A 16657-nucleotide genomic window follows, 5' to 3' on the forward strand; every position below is an offset into this window, starting at 1 on the left:
ATCAATCCTGCCCTTTGATTTCGCCAGTGACTTCATGCGTCATGTCCAGCTCTTCGATGGTGATCACGGCTTTGACTGCAAAGGTCTTTCCGTCTGCCTTTGCATCCCGCATCGCGTCCTCAATTGCTTGTTGGGATGTAACACCAACCTGTTTGAGAAACTTGCGCATGGACATGTTGAAATCGTCGCTCATCGTCTACTCCTATCGGACCCGTTGACGGATCGACCCATCGACGCCTACCCTAAGGGTATGCGTATAGGCCTTTTCATTACTTTGTTGCTTTTGCTGCCGCTGACTGCGGTTGCAGAAGATCGCTTGGTTCGGTTGTATGTTCCGCAGGGATTGGCGGAAACCGGATTGTTGAAACACATCTTGCCGCGTTTTTCTCTGAAAACCCAGATCAAGGTTGAGCTGGTCAGTGATCCGGCACAGGCGGACATTGCGCTGGGTGCGGATGGTCGACCGTTGTTTCAGGGTGGGCAAACAGTTTGGCACGTGAAACGCCAGCGTGAAGGACATGCCGGTACGGACCGATTTGCCAAATGGCTGCGTTCTGAAGTTGGCATGCGCACGATCACCGGCTTTGCACCACAAGGGACCGCGTTGTTTACACCACCCCCCGAAACCGTGGCGGAGGCCGAGGATATGACTCTTGAGGGCAATAGCGTTTTGGGCCACACCACGTCGAAAACCAAGTGCGCCCGATGCCACGTTGTGGACGAAGCGACGCGGCTGACCAGCATTGGATCGACCCCTAGTTTTTTCGTGTTGCGCAGCCTGTCCGACTGGCAAGAACGGTTCGCGACGTTTTATGATTTGAACCCCCACCCGTCTTTTACCCAAGTGGCGGATTTGACGGACCCGTTCCCCCTCGATCGACCACCACCTATCGTGCCCGTCGAAATGACGCTGGACGAAATTTCGGCGATCTTGGCCTATGTGTCGGGGCTGCAAGCCGCCGATCTGGGGAAACCGTTGGTGCATCAATAACAGCCCTAGTGATCGCGCCGTTTTGACAGGTAATCTTCGGTGGTGCGGACTTTTGGGCGTTCCTTGCCTTCGAACGGATTATTTTGCGCATGGAACTGCGCATCGACGCGGCAGTTGTCACACATCTGGATCATCTTAAGCGCATCGGGGCGCTGGAACATGCTATGCGATTCCAGTTTTTCCGTTATTTTTTCGATGGTTGATTTCACCCCGAACAGCGATCCGCACTGGATGCAGGCAAAGGGCTCTTCTTCGTTTACAACCCGCTGCGATAGCGCGGCGTCGGTCAAATCCAGTTGCGGTTTGTACGTGATTGCGTCTTCCGGGCAGACATGGGCGCACAGGCCACACTGAAGGCAGGCGTCTTCCTGAAACCGGAGCTGCGGCAGGTCAGGATTGTCGCCAAGCGCCCCTGACGGGCAGAGCGACACGCATGACAGGCACAAGGTACAACTGTCGGTATTGATCTCAACCGCGCCATAGGGGGCATTGTCCGGAAGCTGTAGGATATCTGCGTCGGGGTTGAGCGCACGGGCGGCTTGGCGGGTGATTTGGCGGCGTGTGCCCATGGGCCGAATTGGGGAGGCGACAGGGGCAGGGGCGGCTTCGGCGTAGAGCGTATCGGACATCGCGTCTGGGTCGGTTGTGTCCAAAAGCGTAACGCTGCCAGCGCCGCCGATGGCCGCTGCTAGGGCAATTTGGGTCGCCAGCGCTTGGCGGTCGGTCGCCGGTCCGGGCAGCAATGTGACAGAAGCAAATCCGGCGGCAAGGGCGGCAACGGCTTCGGCATGTCCGAACAAGTTCAGGGCCGGGACTTCCATCGGGATGACATCCGCGGGCAAGCCGCGTCCGTGACGTGCGGACAGGCGCACCATTTCGGCACCATGGGCGTCACTGACCATCAAACGCGGCGCGGTGCCACCTGCATCCAGAAAGGCCTTGGCCAATGTTTGAACGCGGCGCATCGTTAGATCGACAGGCGGTGCATCATAGCTGATGGCTCCCGACGGGCATGCCGCCGAACAGGCCCCGCACCCTGCGCAGGCCATTGGATCGATGCTGACATGGTCGCCTGCCGGGGAAATCGCGCCGGTGGGACATAGATCAAGGCAGTTGGTACAGCCGGTTTGTTCCGCCCGCGAATGGGCGCACAGCAAGGGTTCGGCCCGCACATAAAGTGGCTTTTCGAATGTGCCAACCATATGCGATGCGGCTAAAATGGCCGCCGAGATCGATGGTGGATGCGCCGGATCTGCACGCAGATATCCTTCGCGTTTTTCGGGCGCCGGGAAAAGCGGTGTGCCGCCTGTTAGGTCTAGCAAAATGTCACACATGGACTTCCCGCCATCGCGCGGGTCGGACAGGCTGGGGCCACGGCCACCTGGGTTTGGCATTTGCAGGGCGTCGATGGCCACTTCGAACTGGCCCAAGGCACCGGAGGCCCTGCGCAGACGGCCAACAACAACGTCAAATTTGGCTGTATCCGGGACATCCTTGGCGTGGTCCAAAAGAACAGTAACGCTCAGATAGTCTTGCAACTGCTCTGCCACGGCCAGCGTTGTTTCAGCTGGCCCTGTGATCAGGCACAGCCCTTCGGAAATAACATCACGCGTCTTAGCGGGAGAGGCGGGCAATAGGGCCTCGGCGGCAAGGGCGGACATTTTGGGCAGTTTCGAGGCGGTATCTTCGCTCCATCCGGCCCGATCACGCAGGTCCAAAAGGGGGGCATCGGGCTGCCCGATTTCCTCGGCCAGAGCTTCGAACACCTGAGACTGTTGGGTGCAACAAATAATTGCATCACCTTCCTCAAGCGCCTTCACGGCTCGGTCAATTTGGGTGGTGCACAGGGTCTGGCAGGGTTTTGAGACCTCTAGTCCGGTGGATTGCTTGAGCCCCTCAGTATCCAATTGCATTGACCCCATACAATCACACGTAATCAGAGACTTAGGCATATTTTCCCCACTTTAATTCTGGCCAGAACCGGCCTGAAATTTTCCCCATTCGGTGCAAAGCGTAGACTTGATTCGCTGTCGGCGACAACCGGTTTTATTTTGCCAAAGGCAAACGCGCGGGCTGAAGTTGAAGGTGATTCGCACCGATGATTCGCCGGAGTGACGTCACGGAATAAAGCCTATAGTTTTGGTCAGATTAGACAATTCGTCCAACATGGACCTTTGCCAACGCGCGGCTTGCCCAAATTGTCCCAGAATACCAAAGAATACCGTTTGGCTTCAATCAAGGCTTTGAACGGGCGGGCGCTTGCCGCAAGGTTAGATCAATTGGGAGGACATCCGGGTTGATCCACAATCCTAAAATGTATGAGGCAATGCCGCTGGGCGTTGTTCTTCGAAAGACGCCGGGCGTAACGCGCTGGGTGCCTTGGGTGTGGAAAGCTGTCGCCGTTCTCCCGGGGGCAGGCCCTGCGGAATTCCGCGAGATGCGCCGCGAAGGTGAAGCAATTGAATACCACGCAGCCACCCTAACGCTAGAACTGCACGGAGCCGAGACCGAAGCGTATTTACACGGGCTAACAGCCAAGGTTCCCAGCATTTATGTCGTGATGCGCGAAGGCGAAGGCGATTGCCCTCTAGATATGTTGCTAGTCACAGCTTCGCCCTACGAGGCACAAGACTACACAGACAGTGGCGAAGAGCTGGTTGAAAAGGTTCCAATGCCTATCGGTCTGATGGCTTGGGTGCGCGCTTTTGTAGAGGAATTCCACGAAGACGAAGTTTTCGTGAAGCGCCGCCGCGACAAGAAACGGACGGATATGGTTGAGGACGGTATTGGAGATGCGCGTATTGCGCAGACAGCCGATGTCTACCGGTCCCCCACCGGCCGTAAAAAAGCGAGGTTGCAGTGATGGATCTTTGGTCGCGCCGCAAAGCCGCTGTAGAAGCAGAAGCCATCGCCGAGGTGAAAGCCGAAGAGGCGATCGTTAAAGCCGACGTTGAGGCGGTTCAAGCCGAACAGACAGACGAAGAGCTGTTGGAGCAGCTGGGTCTGCCTGATCCGGACAGCTTGGGCGAAGGGGCTGATTTTAAACAATTCATGGGTGATGCGATTCCTGCGCGGCTTAAGACCCGTGCGCTCCGGCGTTTGTGGTCTGTGAACCCGTTATTGGCCAATATTGATGGATTGGTCGACTATGGTGAAGATTTTACCGATGCCGCGATGTGCGTCGAGAACATGCAAAGCGCCTATCAGGTCGGCAAAGGCATGATGGCCCACGTCGAGGAGTTGGCGCGTCAGGCCGAAGAAGAGGCTGCCGCGGAAGACGCTGATGCAGAGTCAGAGCAAGACATTGAAGAACCGGCAATTGATCCGGTTCGCCCGCCCCAACCCCAAGACAAAGAAGCTGTGCTGGCTTTTGCTGCGCAATCCGCCCAAGATGAGGAACCGTTCCAGCCAGAATGGGACGACGCCCCCGAGGACGCAGCCACAGCCCCTATGCCGGGCTCGCGCCGCATGACATTCACATTTGACGACCAGAGGACAGGATGACCGCAGCAGTGGACACCACTCAGACCGCCCCCCAAATCGCCCAAGAGGATCGGCTGCGTGCTGACCTTTACAACTTCGTTGGCTTGATCCTTGCGGGTCCGCCGGATGAACTCTTGCTTGCCCAAACCGCCAGTCTAAGCGGGGATGACAGTGAACTGGGCAAGGCGATCAGCACCCTTGCCAAAGTGGCAAAGATCACCAAACCGAAGGCTGTCGAAAGCGAATATAACAAGCTTTTCATCGGACTGGGGCGTGGTGAATTGCTGCCCTATGCATCCTATTACCTGACCGGATTTCTGAACGAAAAGCCGCTTGCTCAGCTGCGCCGCGATATGGTCGCGCGCGGGTTGGAGAGGGCGAAGAACGTTTTTGAACCCGAAGACAATATCGCCAGCCTGATGGAAATGATGGGTGCGTTGGTTGTGGGCCGTTTCGGAAACCCGGCAACGCTGGACGAACAAAAGACCTTCTTTAATCGGCACATCGGCCCTTGGGCTTCGCATTTCTTTGCTGACCTAGAGGGGGCAAAGAATTCGATTTTCTACGCGTCGGTCGGCACTGTTGGCCGCGCCTTTATGGAAATCGAAACCGAAGCCTTTCGGTTGAGTGGTGAATGATCCTGCCTTGTTCTCAGGGCATTTCGAGTGGCGGGAAACCGTCAGAACACATCAAGGGGAGTTTCCCAAGATGACAAAAGAAACCAAGGCATCCCGCCGCGATTTCTTGAAAATGGCTGGAACCACAGCGCCCGTAGCGGCACTGGCGATTGCGGCCGGCACAGGTGAGGCAGAAGCCGCCGCGCCTGATCTGGCATCTGACAAGATGCAAGATACCGCGCACACCCGCGCCTATTTCGATTCCGCCCGGTTCTGAACCGGACGTGATCATACCCGCCTTTCGGCAACTGGTTGCGTGACGCCCGACTGCCCGAAAGATCTTACGCAATACCAAGCAAGCTGGGGTTTAAACCCATGCACGCAAGGGAGAGAGAAACATGCTTAGGAAAAAGACCAACGGGGTTGCGCGACGCCCCCAGCGGACCAGTATCCTGTCTGAAGCTGCGAACGCTTCAGTAGACCGCCGCGCCTTTTTGCGCGGATCAGGTCTGGCGATTGGCGGCCTGGCCGCGATTGCTGCCACTGGCGGTACGGTTCAGCAGGCTTCGGCCGCGACAGCCGCATCCAGCACGGTGGAGACCAAGAAATCCATCTGCACGCATTGCTCGGTCGGTTGTACCGTCGTGGCAGAAGTGCAGAACGGTGTTTGGGTTGGGCAAGAGCCCGGCTGGGACAGCCCGTTCAACCTTGGTGCACATTGCGCCAAAGGGGCCGCTGTTCGCGAACACGCGCACGGTGAACGCCGTCTGAAATACCCTATGAAAAAAGAGGGTGGAGAATGGAAGCGCATCAGCTGGGAACAGGCGATCAACGAGATCGGCGACGGCATGATGAATATCCGGGAAGAAAGTGGCCCGGATAGCGTTTATTGGCTGGGTTCGGCCAAACATTCCAACGAACAAGCCTATCTGTTCCGCAAATTTGCTGCCTATTGGGGCACAAACAACGTGGACCATCAGGCGCGTATTTGTCACTCAACCACAGTTGCCGGTGTTGCGAACACCTGGGGCTACGGTGCGATGACAAACTCGTACAACGACATCCACAATTCCAAAGCGATCTTTATCATTGGTGGTAACCCTGCCGAAGCGCACCCCGTTTCGCTGCTCCACGTTTTGAAGGCGAAAGAGCAAAACAACGCTCCGCTGATCGTTTGTGACCCACGCTTTACCCGTACTGCGGCCCATGCGGACGAATATGTTCGTTTCCGTCCCGGTACAGACGTTGCGTTGATCTGGGGTATCTTGTGGCACATGTTCGAAAACGGTTGGGAGGACAAAGAGTTCATCCGCACCCGTGTTTGGGGCATGGATCAGATCCGTGAAGAAGTCGCCAAGTGGACACCTGAAGAAGTCGAGCGTGTCACTGGTACGCCCGGTTCTCAGCTGCGCCGCGTTGCCCGCACAATGGCGAACAACCGTCCCGGCACCGTAATCTGGTGTATGGGTGGTACGCAGCACACCAACGGCAACAACAACACCCGCGCGTATTGCGTGCTTCAGCTGGCGCTGGGCAACATGGGCACCTCGGGTGGTGGCACAAACATCTTCCGTGGCCACGACAACGTTCAAGGTGCTACCGACCTTGGTGTTCTGTCGCACACATTGCCGGGCTACTATGGCCTGTCCAATGGTGCATGGGCTCACTGGGCGCGTGTTTGGGAAGAAGACGGCGAATGGTTGGGCAATCAGTTTGCCAAGACAACTGGTGCCGACGGCAAGGAAAAGTCGCTTCAGAACCTCACCGGTATTCCGGTGTCGCGTTGGATCGACGGCGTACTTGAAGATCCGGAAAACATGGACAACCCAGACAAGGTCCGGGCCATGGTTCTTTGGGGTCACGCACCCAACTCGCAGACACGCGGGCCGGAAATGAAAACAGCAATGGAAAAGCTGGATATGTTGGTCGTCATTGACCCGTTCCCAACTGTTTCCGCTGTTATGCACGACCGTACAGATGGCGTCTATTTGCTGCCTGCGGCAACACAGTTCGAGACATATGGCTCGGTCACTGCGTCCAACCGTTCGCTTCAGTGGCGTGAACAGATCATGGACCCGCTCTTTGAATCCAAGCCAGACCAGGAAATCATTGGCCTGCTTGCGCAAAAGTTCGGCTTCCACGAACGTCTGTTCCGCAACATTGGCCTTGAAGAAGATGGCATTACGCCAAACGTCGAAGAGACGCTTCTTGAGATCAACAAAGGCATGTGGACCATTGGTTATACGGGCCAGACACCTGACCGCCTGAAACTGCACATGGCCAACCAGCACACGTTCGACAGAACAACGCTGCAGGCTATTGGCGGCGCGGCTGATGGTGATTACTACGGTCTGCCATGGCCTTGCTGGGGCACCGCGGAAATGAACCACCCCGGTACGCCGAACCTGTACGACATGTCCAAGCCGGTTTCTGAAGGTGGTTTGACCTTCCGTGCACGCTTTGGCGTGGAACGTGACGGTGACAACCTGCTGGCCGACGGCGTCTACAGTGTGAACTCGGAAATCCAGGACGGGTATCCGGAATTCACCATGCAGATGTTGATGGATCTGGGTTGGGATGGTGATCTGACTGACGAAGAGCGTGCCTCGATTGACGCTGTCGCCGGTCCGAAAACCAACTGGAAAACCGACCTGTCGGGCGGTATCCAGCGTGTCGCAATCAAGCACGAATGTGCGCCCTTCGGGAACGCCAAAGCCCGCGCTGTTGTGTGGACATTCCCGGATCCGGTGCCTGTGCACCGCGAACCGCTGTACACACCACGCCGCGATCTGGTTGCGGACTACCCAACCTACGAGGACCGCAAGTTCTATCGCTTGCCAACCATGTATGCGTCGATCCAAAAGAACGACTTCTCCAAGGACTTCCCGATCATCCTGACCTCTGGTCGTTTGGTTGAATACGAAGGCGGCGGTGAAGAGACCCGTTCGAACGCTTGGCTTGCCGAGCTTCAGCAGGACATGTTCGTCGAGATCAACCCACGCGATGCCAACAACCTTGGTGTTCGTGACGGGGCGCAGGTCTGGGTCGAAGGTCCTGAAGGCGGCAAAGTCAAAGTCATGGCAATGGTTACCAATCGGGTCGGTGAAGGCGTTGCCTTTATGCCGTTCCACTTTGGTGGTCATTTCCAAGGTGAGGATCTACGGAGCAAGTACCCTGACGGTGCTGATCCGTATGTATTGGGCGAAAGCACCAACACGGCCCAAACCTACGGTTACGACAGTGTCACCCAAATGCAGGAGACGAAATGTACTCTCTGCAAAATCTCAGCAGCATAAGGAGACCGGAATATGGCACGAGCTAAGTTCCTATGTGATGCCGAACGCTGCATCGAGTGTAACGCCTGCGTCACCGCATGTAAGAACGAGCACGAAGTTCCCTGGGGGATCAACCGCCGCCGCGTGGTAACGATCCAGGACGGGAACCCCGGCGAACGTTCGATTTCGGTGGCTTGTATGCACTGTTCAGACGCGCCTTGTATGGCCGTTTGTCCAACAGATTGCTTCTACCAGACCGAAGACGGTGTGGTTTTGCATTCCAAGGACCTGTGCATTGGGTGTGGTTATTGCTTCTATGCGTGCCCCTTCGGTGCGCCGCAGTATCCGCAGGCTGGCAACTTCGGCTCCCGTGGTAAGATGGACAAATGTACCTTCTGCGCCGGCGGACCTGAAGAAAACCACTCGAACGCAGAGTTCTCCAAATACGGTCGCAACCGTATTGCAGAAGGCAAACTGCCGATTTGTGCGGAAATGTGTTCCACCAAGGCCTTGCTGGCCGGTGATGGCGATGTTGTGTCGGCCATCTACCGCGAGCGTGTCGTTTCCCGCGGCTTCGGCTCGGGTGCTTGGGGCTGGGGCACTGCCTACGAGCAAAAGGCAGGCTGACGCTTTGGATGGGCGGGTTTATTCCCGCCCAGCACCTATCATTCGGGGCGGTCTTGGGGTTCCAAGACCGGCCCGTTCCCTTATTCGAATTCAAATTCTCCAAGGAGGGTGACACATGCTGCGCATGGCACTCGCACTTGTCTTATCGCTGTTGCTGACCACCACTGTCGCACAAGCTGATGAGGTGACCAGTACATCTGCACCCGATCGCTCTGCCACGGGCGGCGCGACAACGCTTGAGGACATCATGGCCCGCCAACGGGGCGAGACCGTGGACGACAGCTATCGCCGTGACAACACCGGCGACGCCAGCGCGGATCCCGGCGCAGCGCAGCTGGGCACGCTAGGCGGCGCATCTGATCCTGAATTGTGGCGCGCGCTACGATATGGTTCGGCCGATGTTACGACTGCCGCCCGCAATAGCGGGGCAACAACGCTGGTCCAAGATGGCGGCATGTGGTGGTTAAATTTCCGTGAAGGCCCGTTGGTCACCTATGGCGGCTGGTTGTTGCTTGGCACTATCGGTGCGTTGATCCTGTTTTATCTGACACGCGGCAAGATCGCTATAGACGAGCCGATGACTGGCCGCACTGTCACACGCTTCAAGTTTATCGAACGCTTTGCACATTGGGTGTTGGGTGGTTCATTTATCCTGCTGGGATTCACGGGCCTGTTTGTTCTAATGGGCCGTTTGTTTATCGCGCCGTATCTGGGCAAAGATTTCAACTCAACGCTGCTGACTGCGTCCAAACTGATCCACAACAATGTCGCATGGGCCTTTATCCTTGGCTTGGTCATGGTGTTGGTCATGTGGGTTTGGCACAATATTCCGGACCGGACCGACATCAAATGGTTCGCCCAATTTGGTGGGATCATTGGTAAAAACCACCCCCCCGCCAAGAAGTTCAATGGCGGGCAGAAGATCATCTTTTGGTCTGTGATCGTGTTTGGCGGATCGATTGCCGTGTCTGGCGTATCGTTGTTGTTCCCATATGAATTGCCGCTGTTTGCCAAAACCTTTGCGTTTCTGAACGACATTGGCGCGCCGGGTTGGGTGGGTATGTCACCCTTGCCAATCTCGCTTTCGCCTCAAGAGGAAATGCAGTTCGCCCAGCTTTGGCATGCTATCATGGCCTTTGTTTTGATGGCTATCGTGCTGGCGCATATCTACATCGGCTCGGTCGGGATGCAGGGCGCGTATGATGCTATGGGCACCGGCGAAGTGGATGAGGCATGGGCCCATCAACACCATTCGATCTGGCTCGACGAAGAACTGGTCAAGCGGGGTGATCCCCCACGGGATGCCAAGCCTGAAAAAGTGACGCCGGCTGAATAATGCGGTTGCTTGTGCTGCTCATAAGTCTGGCGCTGCCAGCTGCGGCGCAAGAGTTTTCCACGCTCAAAGGACACGGCGGCCCGATTATGGGAATTGCCGTGTCCGACGCAGGGCAGGTGGCGACGGCCAGCTTCGACAACTCTGTTGGGCTCTGGTCTGATGGCTTACCGACTTGGCTCGAAGGGCATGAGGCGGCGGTGTCAACGTTGAACTATGCGCTGGCCCCAGTTCTTTTGACAGGTGGAGATGATTTTCGGGTGTTGCTCTGGAACACGGCTTTGGAGACGGCACATGAGCTGACCAAGCACCTGGGTAAGGTCAGCGACATCGCGATTTCTCAGGATGGCACACGGTTGGCTTCGGCCAGTTGGGATGGAACGATACATCTTATGCAACCAAGCCACGACACGCAGGCAACGACTTTGCCGGTGGTCCTGTACGGGCATCGGTCGGGAGTAAACGCAGTTGCTTTCCACTCAAGCGGTGCTTTGTTTTCGGGCTCCTCAGACGGAACGCTTAGAATTTGGGAGGGGCAGCCGGAGAGCATGTCCTCTCGGGCTATTGTCCACCACGGTTTTGGGATCAACAAACTGATCGTTTCCGATGATTGGCTGGCCTATGGGGCGGTTGATGGCGGCACACGCGTCATTCATCCGGTGACAGGCGATCTGATCGCTGATTTTACACTCGACCGCCGACCGATCTTGTCCTTGGCCCACCACCGCGAAACGGGGCAAATTGCTGTCGGCGATGGGCAGGGCTATATTATGATGATCGATAGCAAAACCTGGCGCATTGCCCGTGATTTTCGCGCCACACGGCGTGGGCCGGTTTGGGCGCTGGCGTTTTCAAATGATGGCCAAACCATTTGGGCGGGCGGCCTGGATGATATAGTCTATGGCTGGCCCGTGGCTTTGCTGGATGAGTTCGACCCCGCTATGGGCCAAGATCGAAGCTTTTTGCACAAGGCGGACACGATGCCAAACGGTGAACGACAGTTCATGCGCAAGTGCTCGATTTGTCATTCTCTAGATGACGGGCCGTCGCGCAAAGCTGGTCCGACATTGCACGGCGTGTTTGGCCGTGCCGCTGGAACTGTTCCGGCGTACCGCTATTCTCAGACGCTACACGGGTCGGACATTGTCTGGACCGAAGACAGCATAGACGCCCTGTTCGACGTGGGGCCAGACCACTACATACCGGGCTCGAAGATGCCCATGCAGGTGATCGCAAAGCCGCAAGATCGCGCTGATTTGATTGCCTTTTTGAAACAAAACACAACTCAAGGAGACTAACCCATGAAAGCCATGCTGGCAGGGTTCGCCGCAACCATTGTGATCGCTATTGCAGCCAATTTCGGATTGGCAGAGATAGGCTTTTCCGCGCAAGATCGCTATTCCAGTGACAGTGTACGGCTAGACTGAGGATACCTGTGGCAGACGAATACGGAGCCAGCCTGAAAGGTGCATCGATCCTAGTTATTGATGACGAGCCAGGCATGCGCAATTTTCTCACCAAGATCCTTGAGCCGCGTTGCAAACGGGTCGAACAAGCTGGATCACCCGATGAAGCGACCAAGATGCTGGATCGCGCGCATTTTGATCTGCTGATTCTTGACAATATCATGCCGGGCAAAACGGGTCTGGAATGGGTGACCGAGCAGCGGCGTATGGGGCTTTTTGCCGATACAATTCTGATCACGGCCTATGCAGATCTTGAGACGGCGATCACGGCATTACGCGCCGGCGTGCAGGATTTTGTGCTAAAGCCGTTTCGGGCCAACCAGATCTTGAATGCTGTGTCGCGTACGCTTGACCGTAAAAACTTGCGGCGCGACAACACATTGCTTCGGCATGAACTGTCATCGGACAACGTTCGTGGCAAGCTGTTGGGCACGTCCGACGCACTGGCCAATGTACGCACTATGTTGCACAAACTTGCACCGCTTCCGACGCCGGTTTTGTTCACCGGTGCCAGCGGAACCGGCAAAGAAGTTGCGGCGCGAACTTTGCACCAGATGTCTGATCGCGCCGACAAGCCCTTTGTTGCGGTGAATTGTGCGGCATTGGCACCGGATCGATTGGCGCATGAACTATTTGGCGTGGTTGCAGATGCGTCCCACCGCAAGGCGGGTTTGTTCATGCTAGCGGATGGCGGCACGCTGTTTTTGGACGAAGTTGCGCAAATGCCGGAATCGCTTCAGGCGGCATTGTTGCGGGTTATCGAAGATCAGCGCGTGCGTCCAGTTGGTGGCGAACGGGAAATTCCGCTCAATTTACGGCTTTGTTTTGCAACAAACGCCAATCTGGAACGTGCGGTTGAAGAGGGCCGGTTCCGCGCGGATCTGTACCATCGTATCAACGTGGTCACGATAGACATGCCGCTTTTGAAGGACCGGTCCGAAGATATTGTCGAATTGGCAAGTCTGTTCACGTGCCATTTTTCGACAGTCTTAGGTATGCCTGCGTTAGATTTGGACGATGAAACATTTCTCAAGTTACGTCGCTACGATTGGCCGGGGAATGTGCGGGAATTGCGCAATCTGATCGAACGGTCCGTTATCTTGGGCGAATTCCCAGATGAGTTTTCGGGCAATGGCAATGTCACGGGCATTCAGGCTGTTGAAACACTGGACTATGTGATGCAGCGCCATATCCTGCATGTGCTGGATCAATGCGATGGCAACCGTGCAGAAGCATCACGGCGCTTGGGTGTCTCGCGCAAAACAGTGGATCGCAAGTGTGCCGCATGGGGCGAATAGTCAGGTTGCGGCTGGCAGCCATACCATAAATTCAGCCCCCGGGTCGCAGTTTCGTGCCGAAATCAATCCGCCAGATCGTTGAACAAGGGTCTGGCTGATTGACAGGCCAAGGCCAGTTCCTTCGGCTTGCTTGGTTGTGAAAAACGGGTCGAAAACAGAGGTTAGCTTATCGTCGGCAATGCCGGGGCCCGTATCACGCACCCGTAAACAGGCACCGTCCTTCCCTTCGCGGGGTTCTGTCGTCAAAGAAATCGACAGCGTGCCATGATCCCCCATGGCCTGAATGGCATTGACGATCAAATTGATCACCACTTGTTGCATTTCTCCGGGATCAACGCGCACGGTGGGGGCTTCGTTCAGGGCCAGATCCACGCGTATGTTGCCTTTGCTCACCAGATGTTCGACCAGAACCAGACAATCGGAAACGACCGGGGCCAGAAAGGTGAGTTCATCATAGCCGGAAAACTCTCCGGGACGGGCGAATTGCAGCAGCTTTCCTACAATAGCGTCAATCCGTGACACCTGTTGATCGACTAGATCCAATTCGGTGCGCACGTCTTCAACATGGGGCCCAAGCGTTTCCCGCATCACGTCAACATTGCCTTGGATTACAGCGACGGGGTTGTTGATTTCATGCGCAACGCCTGCCGTGATTTCCCCGATCGACGCCAGCTTTTCAGACATCACCAACTGCTTGAAAGTCTGTTCCAACTTGTCGTTGGCATCGCGCAATTCCGATGTGCGTTTGTCGACACGCTGGTTTAACTCGTCCGCCCAGGCCCGAAGCTTTTGATCTCTGTCTTGTACTTGATTGAGCAGACTATCGAGATGGGCTCCAACTTGGCCGATTTCATCGCGGGTTCCGATATTGCCGTTGCGGGCTGACAGATCGCCCTTTTCGACCTTTTTCATCGTCTGGTTCATGCGCTCTAGCGGCGCAAAAATGCCTTTGGCAAGCCAGAGGAACACCGGAGCAGAGAGAGCGAGAACTGCGCCAAACGCAACCATCATCCAGATATAAGCGGACCGTTTTGCAGCGGCAAAGGGGGCCTCAAGGAAGCCCACATACAGCATGCCAACGCGCCGGTTAAAGCTGTCGGTGATCGGCAAATAGCCTGAGATGTACCAATCGTTAACCACAAAGGCCCGTGCAAGCCATGTGCGGCCTTGATCCAGAACCTTGCCACGCACCGCGCCAGAAACACGGGTGCCCAAGGCGCGGACGTCTTCGAACAGGCGCACGTTGGTTGACACACGGACATCGTCAAGAAACAGTGTTGCCGTCCCTTGCCGTTCACCGCCGGTGATGGCGTTAAGGTAGACCAATGCGTTGATTGTATCGATGAACTGAAGGTTGCGGTTCAGCAAAATGCCGCCGACCAAAACGCCGTTGTGTCCGGGAATCTGCACGGGGCTTGCACTGTGAACGACCATCCCGCGGTCTTCCACAGTGCGGTTGGAGGGGATCGCGGCTTCTGTGTCGATCAGGTCGATACGGGCTTGCTCTGCCAAGGTGTCCGACAGAGCATTCAGGTCGGCATTGCTGAAAATATCCACTTGAGTGTTGGGCATGCCATTCAACGCCGACCGAATGACCGGCCATTGACTGGCGGCGCTTTCAACTTTGTCACTGGGTAAAAAATAGAGGAAATCCAACCCCAGCGCGTTCCTTTTGGCATCGAAATAGGCGTTTCGGGCAGTGATTTGGCGATCCAGCAGCGCCGCAAATTCGGTGGACTCCGAAACGCTGAGCAGATCCCGTCCGGTTCCTGTCATAAGCCGTGCAAGGTATTGTTCTGCGATGCGCAAATCGCTTTCGACATTGGCAATCAAGACTTTGTCGTAGTCGGCAGTCCAGCGCGTCATACCCATCAAAAGCAACAAGGGCATGAGCACAATGAGCGGCAAAAGAGCGAGAATCAAAAGACGCAGTCGGACAGACGACATGGGGGCTCCGGCTATGGGTTGTCGGATACCTTATCGATCAGTCTTGGACTGCGCAAATGCGGCGTTATTCGTCCGTTGCAGGGGCGGCATCGTCTTCGGCTTCCGTTTGAGGTTTGCCGGTCAGCGCGCCGTTCACCCAGTCGCCATCGGCTTCTTCGCCCGTTGCATAGCGCATGGTGCCTGTGCCCTGACGTTTGCCATTTTTGAAGCTGCCAGTGTAGACGTCGCCATTGGCATAGGTTGCCGTCCCTTGACCGCTGATTTCACCGCGTTCCCAATTGCCGTCGTAGATAAATCCGCCGCCCATGGTGATGATGCCTTGGCCGTGGCGTTGGCCGTCGCGGAACTGACCTTCGTATAAGGTGCCGTCCGGATATGTTGCTTTGCCTGCGCCGTGACGCTGGCCGTCTTTCCAGTCACCCTCATAGCGGTATCCGTCCGGGTAGGTCATGATGCCAAAGCCGTTGTTGCGGGCGTTTACCCATTCGCCGGTATAGACAAGCCCGTTTGCATATGTGGCCTCCCCGCGGCCTTGAATCACGCCGTCAACCCAGTCGCCATCAAAGGTTGACCCGTCGGGATAGGTGATTTTCCCCTTCCCATTGGCCAAATCGCCGTTGAATGCGCCTACATAGACAGACCCGTCTGGATAGGTGACTTGGCCCTGCCCTTCGATCTGGCCGGTGGCCCAGTTGCCTTCGTACCGATAGCCATCGGTGCCGGAAAAGCTGCCAAACCCGTGGCGTTGATCGTTGTTGAATTCACCTTCATAGATGTCACCATTGGCATACGTGACCTTGCCAGTGCCCTCGCGGCGACCATCAACCAATTGACCTTCGTAGATATCCCCGTTGGGCTGGGTCAATTTCCCCGCCCCATCAATCTGTCCGTCGCGCCACGTGCCTTCGTAGGTCAGCCCGTCGGGCATGATGAGCTTGCCTTGGCCTTCTCGCTCACCGTCGGCAACGCGGCCTTCGTAGGCAGAGCCATCAGGGTAGGAGATCTTGGCCTCGCCTTCCTTGACGCCATTGACCCAATCGCCGTTGTATAAATATCCATTGGGAGAGGTCATGGTGCCGCGACCGTGGTGTAGCGCATTGCGGAACGCGCCCTCATAGCGAACACCGTTAGCATAGATCGCAATGCCCTGTCCGGTGATCTTGCCATCGCGCCATGTGCCTTCGTAGGTGCCACCATCGGCAAAGGTTATTTTCCCGACCCCTTCGGGTTTGCCTTTTGCAAACTGGCCATCATAGACCGACCCATTGGGAAAACGGGCGACGCCCGCTCCTTTGATTTCACCTTCGACCCATTCGCCAGTGTATTCATATCCGTTTGGCAGCCGATAGGTGCCGGTGCCGTGCTGCAACCCGTCTAGGAACGTGCCTTCGTATTCGCCGCCATCGTCGTATTGTTTGGTCAAAACCTGATCGTCTTGCGCATGGGTCGGCGCGGCCAACAGCGATGCTGCGACGATCAGAGTGGTAATGCCTGCGGTCTTCATGCGCGTCACTTTCCCGGTTCGGGTGCCTTTTGAGTTGACGAAACGTACCCAAGGCGGGCGGTATGGGCAATCTCTTTTGGTCATTGCGCTTTTCACCAGCCGCGCATCTGCTATTT

Annotated in this window: 15 protein-coding genes; 11 read left to right on the forward strand and 4 right to left on the reverse strand. The window is 56.3% G+C overall.

The window, feature by feature from the left end; all coding sequences use genetic code 11:
* Position 1 precedes the first annotated feature (1 nt).
* Complete coding sequence (locus C8N36_RS08030) at positions 2-193, reverse strand: DUF6494 family protein (RefSeq protein ID WP_097804206.1); 192 nt, start codon at positions 191-193, stop codon at positions 2-4.
* A gap of 57 nt (positions 194-250) precedes the next feature.
* Here C8N36_RS08030 and C8N36_RS08035 point away from each other — a divergent pair, with 57 nt between their 5' ends.
* Entirely contained in the window at positions 251-991 is a 741-nt protein-coding gene (locus C8N36_RS08035; protein WP_097804207.1) for a hypothetical protein, read from the forward strand.
* A gap of 5 nt (positions 992-996) precedes the next feature.
* Here the strand turns inward: C8N36_RS08035 and C8N36_RS08040 are convergent, their stop codons facing one another.
* Positions 997-2943, reverse strand: coding sequence for a 4Fe-4S binding protein (locus tag C8N36_RS08040; protein ID WP_097804208.1), 1947 nt, complete (start codon positions 2941-2943; stop codon positions 997-999).
* A 374-nt stretch (positions 2944-3317) separates the two neighbouring features.
* Between C8N36_RS08040 and C8N36_RS08045 the strand changes: the two genes are divergently transcribed.
* The 10 genes from C8N36_RS08045 to C8N36_RS08085 all read left to right on the forward strand — a co-directional run bounded on the left by C8N36_RS08045 (position 3318) and on the right by C8N36_RS08085 (position 13090).
* Positions 3318-3854, forward strand: a complete 537-nt coding sequence (locus C8N36_RS08045) for a DUF3305 domain-containing protein (protein ID WP_097804437.1) — start codon at positions 3318-3320, stop codon at positions 3852-3854.
* Positions 3854-4495: a DUF3306 domain-containing protein gene (locus tag C8N36_RS08050; RefSeq protein WP_097804209.1), complete on the forward strand. Its 642-nt coding sequence runs from the start codon at positions 3854-3856 to the stop codon at positions 4493-4495. Before C8N36_RS08045 ends, C8N36_RS08050 begins: the two co-directional genes overlap by 1 nt.
* Positions 4492-5112, forward strand: a complete 621-nt coding sequence (locus C8N36_RS08055) for a TorD/DmsD family molecular chaperone (protein WP_097804210.1) — start codon at positions 4492-4494, stop codon at positions 5110-5112. The genes C8N36_RS08050 and C8N36_RS08055 overlap by 4 nt, the downstream gene beginning before the upstream one ends.
* A 70-nt stretch (positions 5113-5182) precedes the next feature.
* Positions 5183-5368: a twin-arginine translocation signal domain-containing protein gene (locus C8N36_RS08060; RefSeq protein WP_097804438.1), complete on the forward strand. Its 186-nt coding sequence runs from the start codon at positions 5183-5185 to the stop codon at positions 5366-5368.
* Between the two features lie 121 nt (positions 5369-5489).
* Positions 5490-8387: a formate dehydrogenase subunit alpha gene (locus C8N36_RS08065; RefSeq protein WP_097804211.1), complete on the forward strand. Its 2898-nt coding sequence runs from the start codon at positions 5490-5492 to the stop codon at positions 8385-8387.
* 12 nt (positions 8388-8399) lie between these two features.
* A complete protein-coding gene (gene fdh3B, locus C8N36_RS08070) occupies positions 8400-8993 on the forward strand; it encodes a formate dehydrogenase FDH3 subunit beta (RefSeq protein ID WP_097804212.1) in 594 nt (197 codons plus the stop codon).
* A 115-nt stretch (positions 8994-9108) separates the two neighbouring features.
* Positions 9109-10329, forward strand: a complete 1221-nt coding sequence (locus C8N36_RS08075; protein ID WP_097804213.1) for a formate dehydrogenase subunit gamma — start codon at positions 9109-9111, stop codon at positions 10327-10329.
* Complete coding sequence (locus tag C8N36_RS08080) at positions 10329-11624, forward strand: c-type cytochrome (RefSeq protein ID WP_097804214.1); 1296 nt, start codon at positions 10329-10331, stop codon at positions 11622-11624. The genes C8N36_RS08075 and C8N36_RS08080 overlap by 1 nt, the downstream gene beginning before the upstream one ends.
* 3 nt (positions 11625-11627) lie before the next feature.
* Positions 11628-11753 (forward strand): hypothetical protein, encoded by a 126-nt coding sequence (locus C8N36_RS24675; protein ID WP_255253610.1) that lies wholly within the window; start codon positions 11628-11630, stop codon positions 11751-11753.
* Between the two features lie 8 nt (positions 11754-11761).
* Entirely contained in the window at positions 11762-13090 is a 1329-nt protein-coding gene (locus C8N36_RS08085; protein ID WP_097804215.1) for a sigma-54-dependent transcriptional regulator, read from the forward strand.
* Here the strand turns inward: C8N36_RS08085 and C8N36_RS08090 are convergent, their stop codons facing one another.
* On the reverse strand, positions 13091-15037 hold the full coding sequence (locus C8N36_RS08090) for a sensor histidine kinase (RefSeq protein ID WP_097804216.1): 1947 nt from the start codon (positions 15035-15037) through the stop codon (positions 13091-13093).
* 64 nt (positions 15038-15101) lie between these two features.
* A complete protein-coding gene (locus C8N36_RS08095) occupies positions 15102-16541 on the reverse strand; it encodes an MORN repeat-containing protein (RefSeq protein WP_097804439.1) in 1440 nt (479 codons plus the stop codon).
* Positions 16542-16657 lie beyond the last annotated feature (116 nt).

It is taken from the genome of Pelagimonas varians (genome assembly GCF_003208435.1).
GTDB lineage: Bacteria > Pseudomonadota > Alphaproteobacteria > Rhodobacterales > Rhodobacteraceae > Pelagimonas > Pelagimonas varians.

Bases quoted from the DNA above. Each gene is read 5' to 3' on its own strand.
- fdh3B (WP_097804212.1), top strand. From the start codon at position 8,400: ATGGCACGAGCTAAGTTCCTATGTGATGCCGAACGCTGCATCGAGTGT.
- C8N36_RS08045 (WP_097804437.1), top strand. From the start codon at position 3,318: ATGCCGCTGGGCGTTGTTCTTCGAAAGACGCCGGGCGTAACGCGCTGG.
- C8N36_RS24675 (WP_255253610.1), top strand. From the start codon at position 11,628: ATGAAAGCCATGCTGGCAGGGTTCGCCGCAACCATTGTGATCGCTATT.
- C8N36_RS08030 (WP_097804206.1), bottom strand. From the start codon at position 193: ATGAGCGACGATTTCAACATGTCCATGCGCAAGTTTCTCAAACAGGTT.
- C8N36_RS08065 (WP_097804211.1), top strand. From the start codon at position 5,490: ATGCTTAGGAAAAAGACCAACGGGGTTGCGCGACGCCCCCAGCGGACC.
- C8N36_RS08075 (WP_097804213.1), top strand. From the start codon at position 9,109: ATGCTGCGCATGGCACTCGCACTTGTCTTATCGCTGTTGCTGACCACC.
- C8N36_RS08055 (WP_097804210.1), top strand. From the start codon at position 4,492: ATGACCGCAGCAGTGGACACCACTCAGACCGCCCCCCAAATCGCCCAA.
- C8N36_RS08095 (WP_097804439.1), bottom strand. From the start codon at position 16,541: ATGAAGACCGCAGGCATTACCACTCTGATCGTCGCAGCATCGCTGTTG.
- C8N36_RS08035 (WP_097804207.1), top strand. From the start codon at position 251: ATGCGTATAGGCCTTTTCATTACTTTGTTGCTTTTGCTGCCGCTGACT.
- C8N36_RS08060 (WP_097804438.1), top strand. From the start codon at position 5,183: ATGACAAAAGAAACCAAGGCATCCCGCCGCGATTTCTTGAAAATGGCT.
- C8N36_RS08080 (WP_097804214.1), top strand. From the start codon at position 10,329: ATGCGGTTGCTTGTGCTGCTCATAAGTCTGGCGCTGCCAGCTGCGGCG.
- C8N36_RS08050 (WP_097804209.1), top strand. From the start codon at position 3,854: ATGGATCTTTGGTCGCGCCGCAAAGCCGCTGTAGAAGCAGAAGCCATC.
- C8N36_RS08090 (WP_097804216.1), bottom strand. From the start codon at position 15,037: ATGTCGTCTGTCCGACTGCGTCTTTTGATTCTCGCTCTTTTGCCGCTC.
- C8N36_RS08040 (WP_097804208.1), bottom strand. From the start codon at position 2,943: ATGCCTAAGTCTCTGATTACGTGTGATTGTATGGGGTCAATGCAATTG.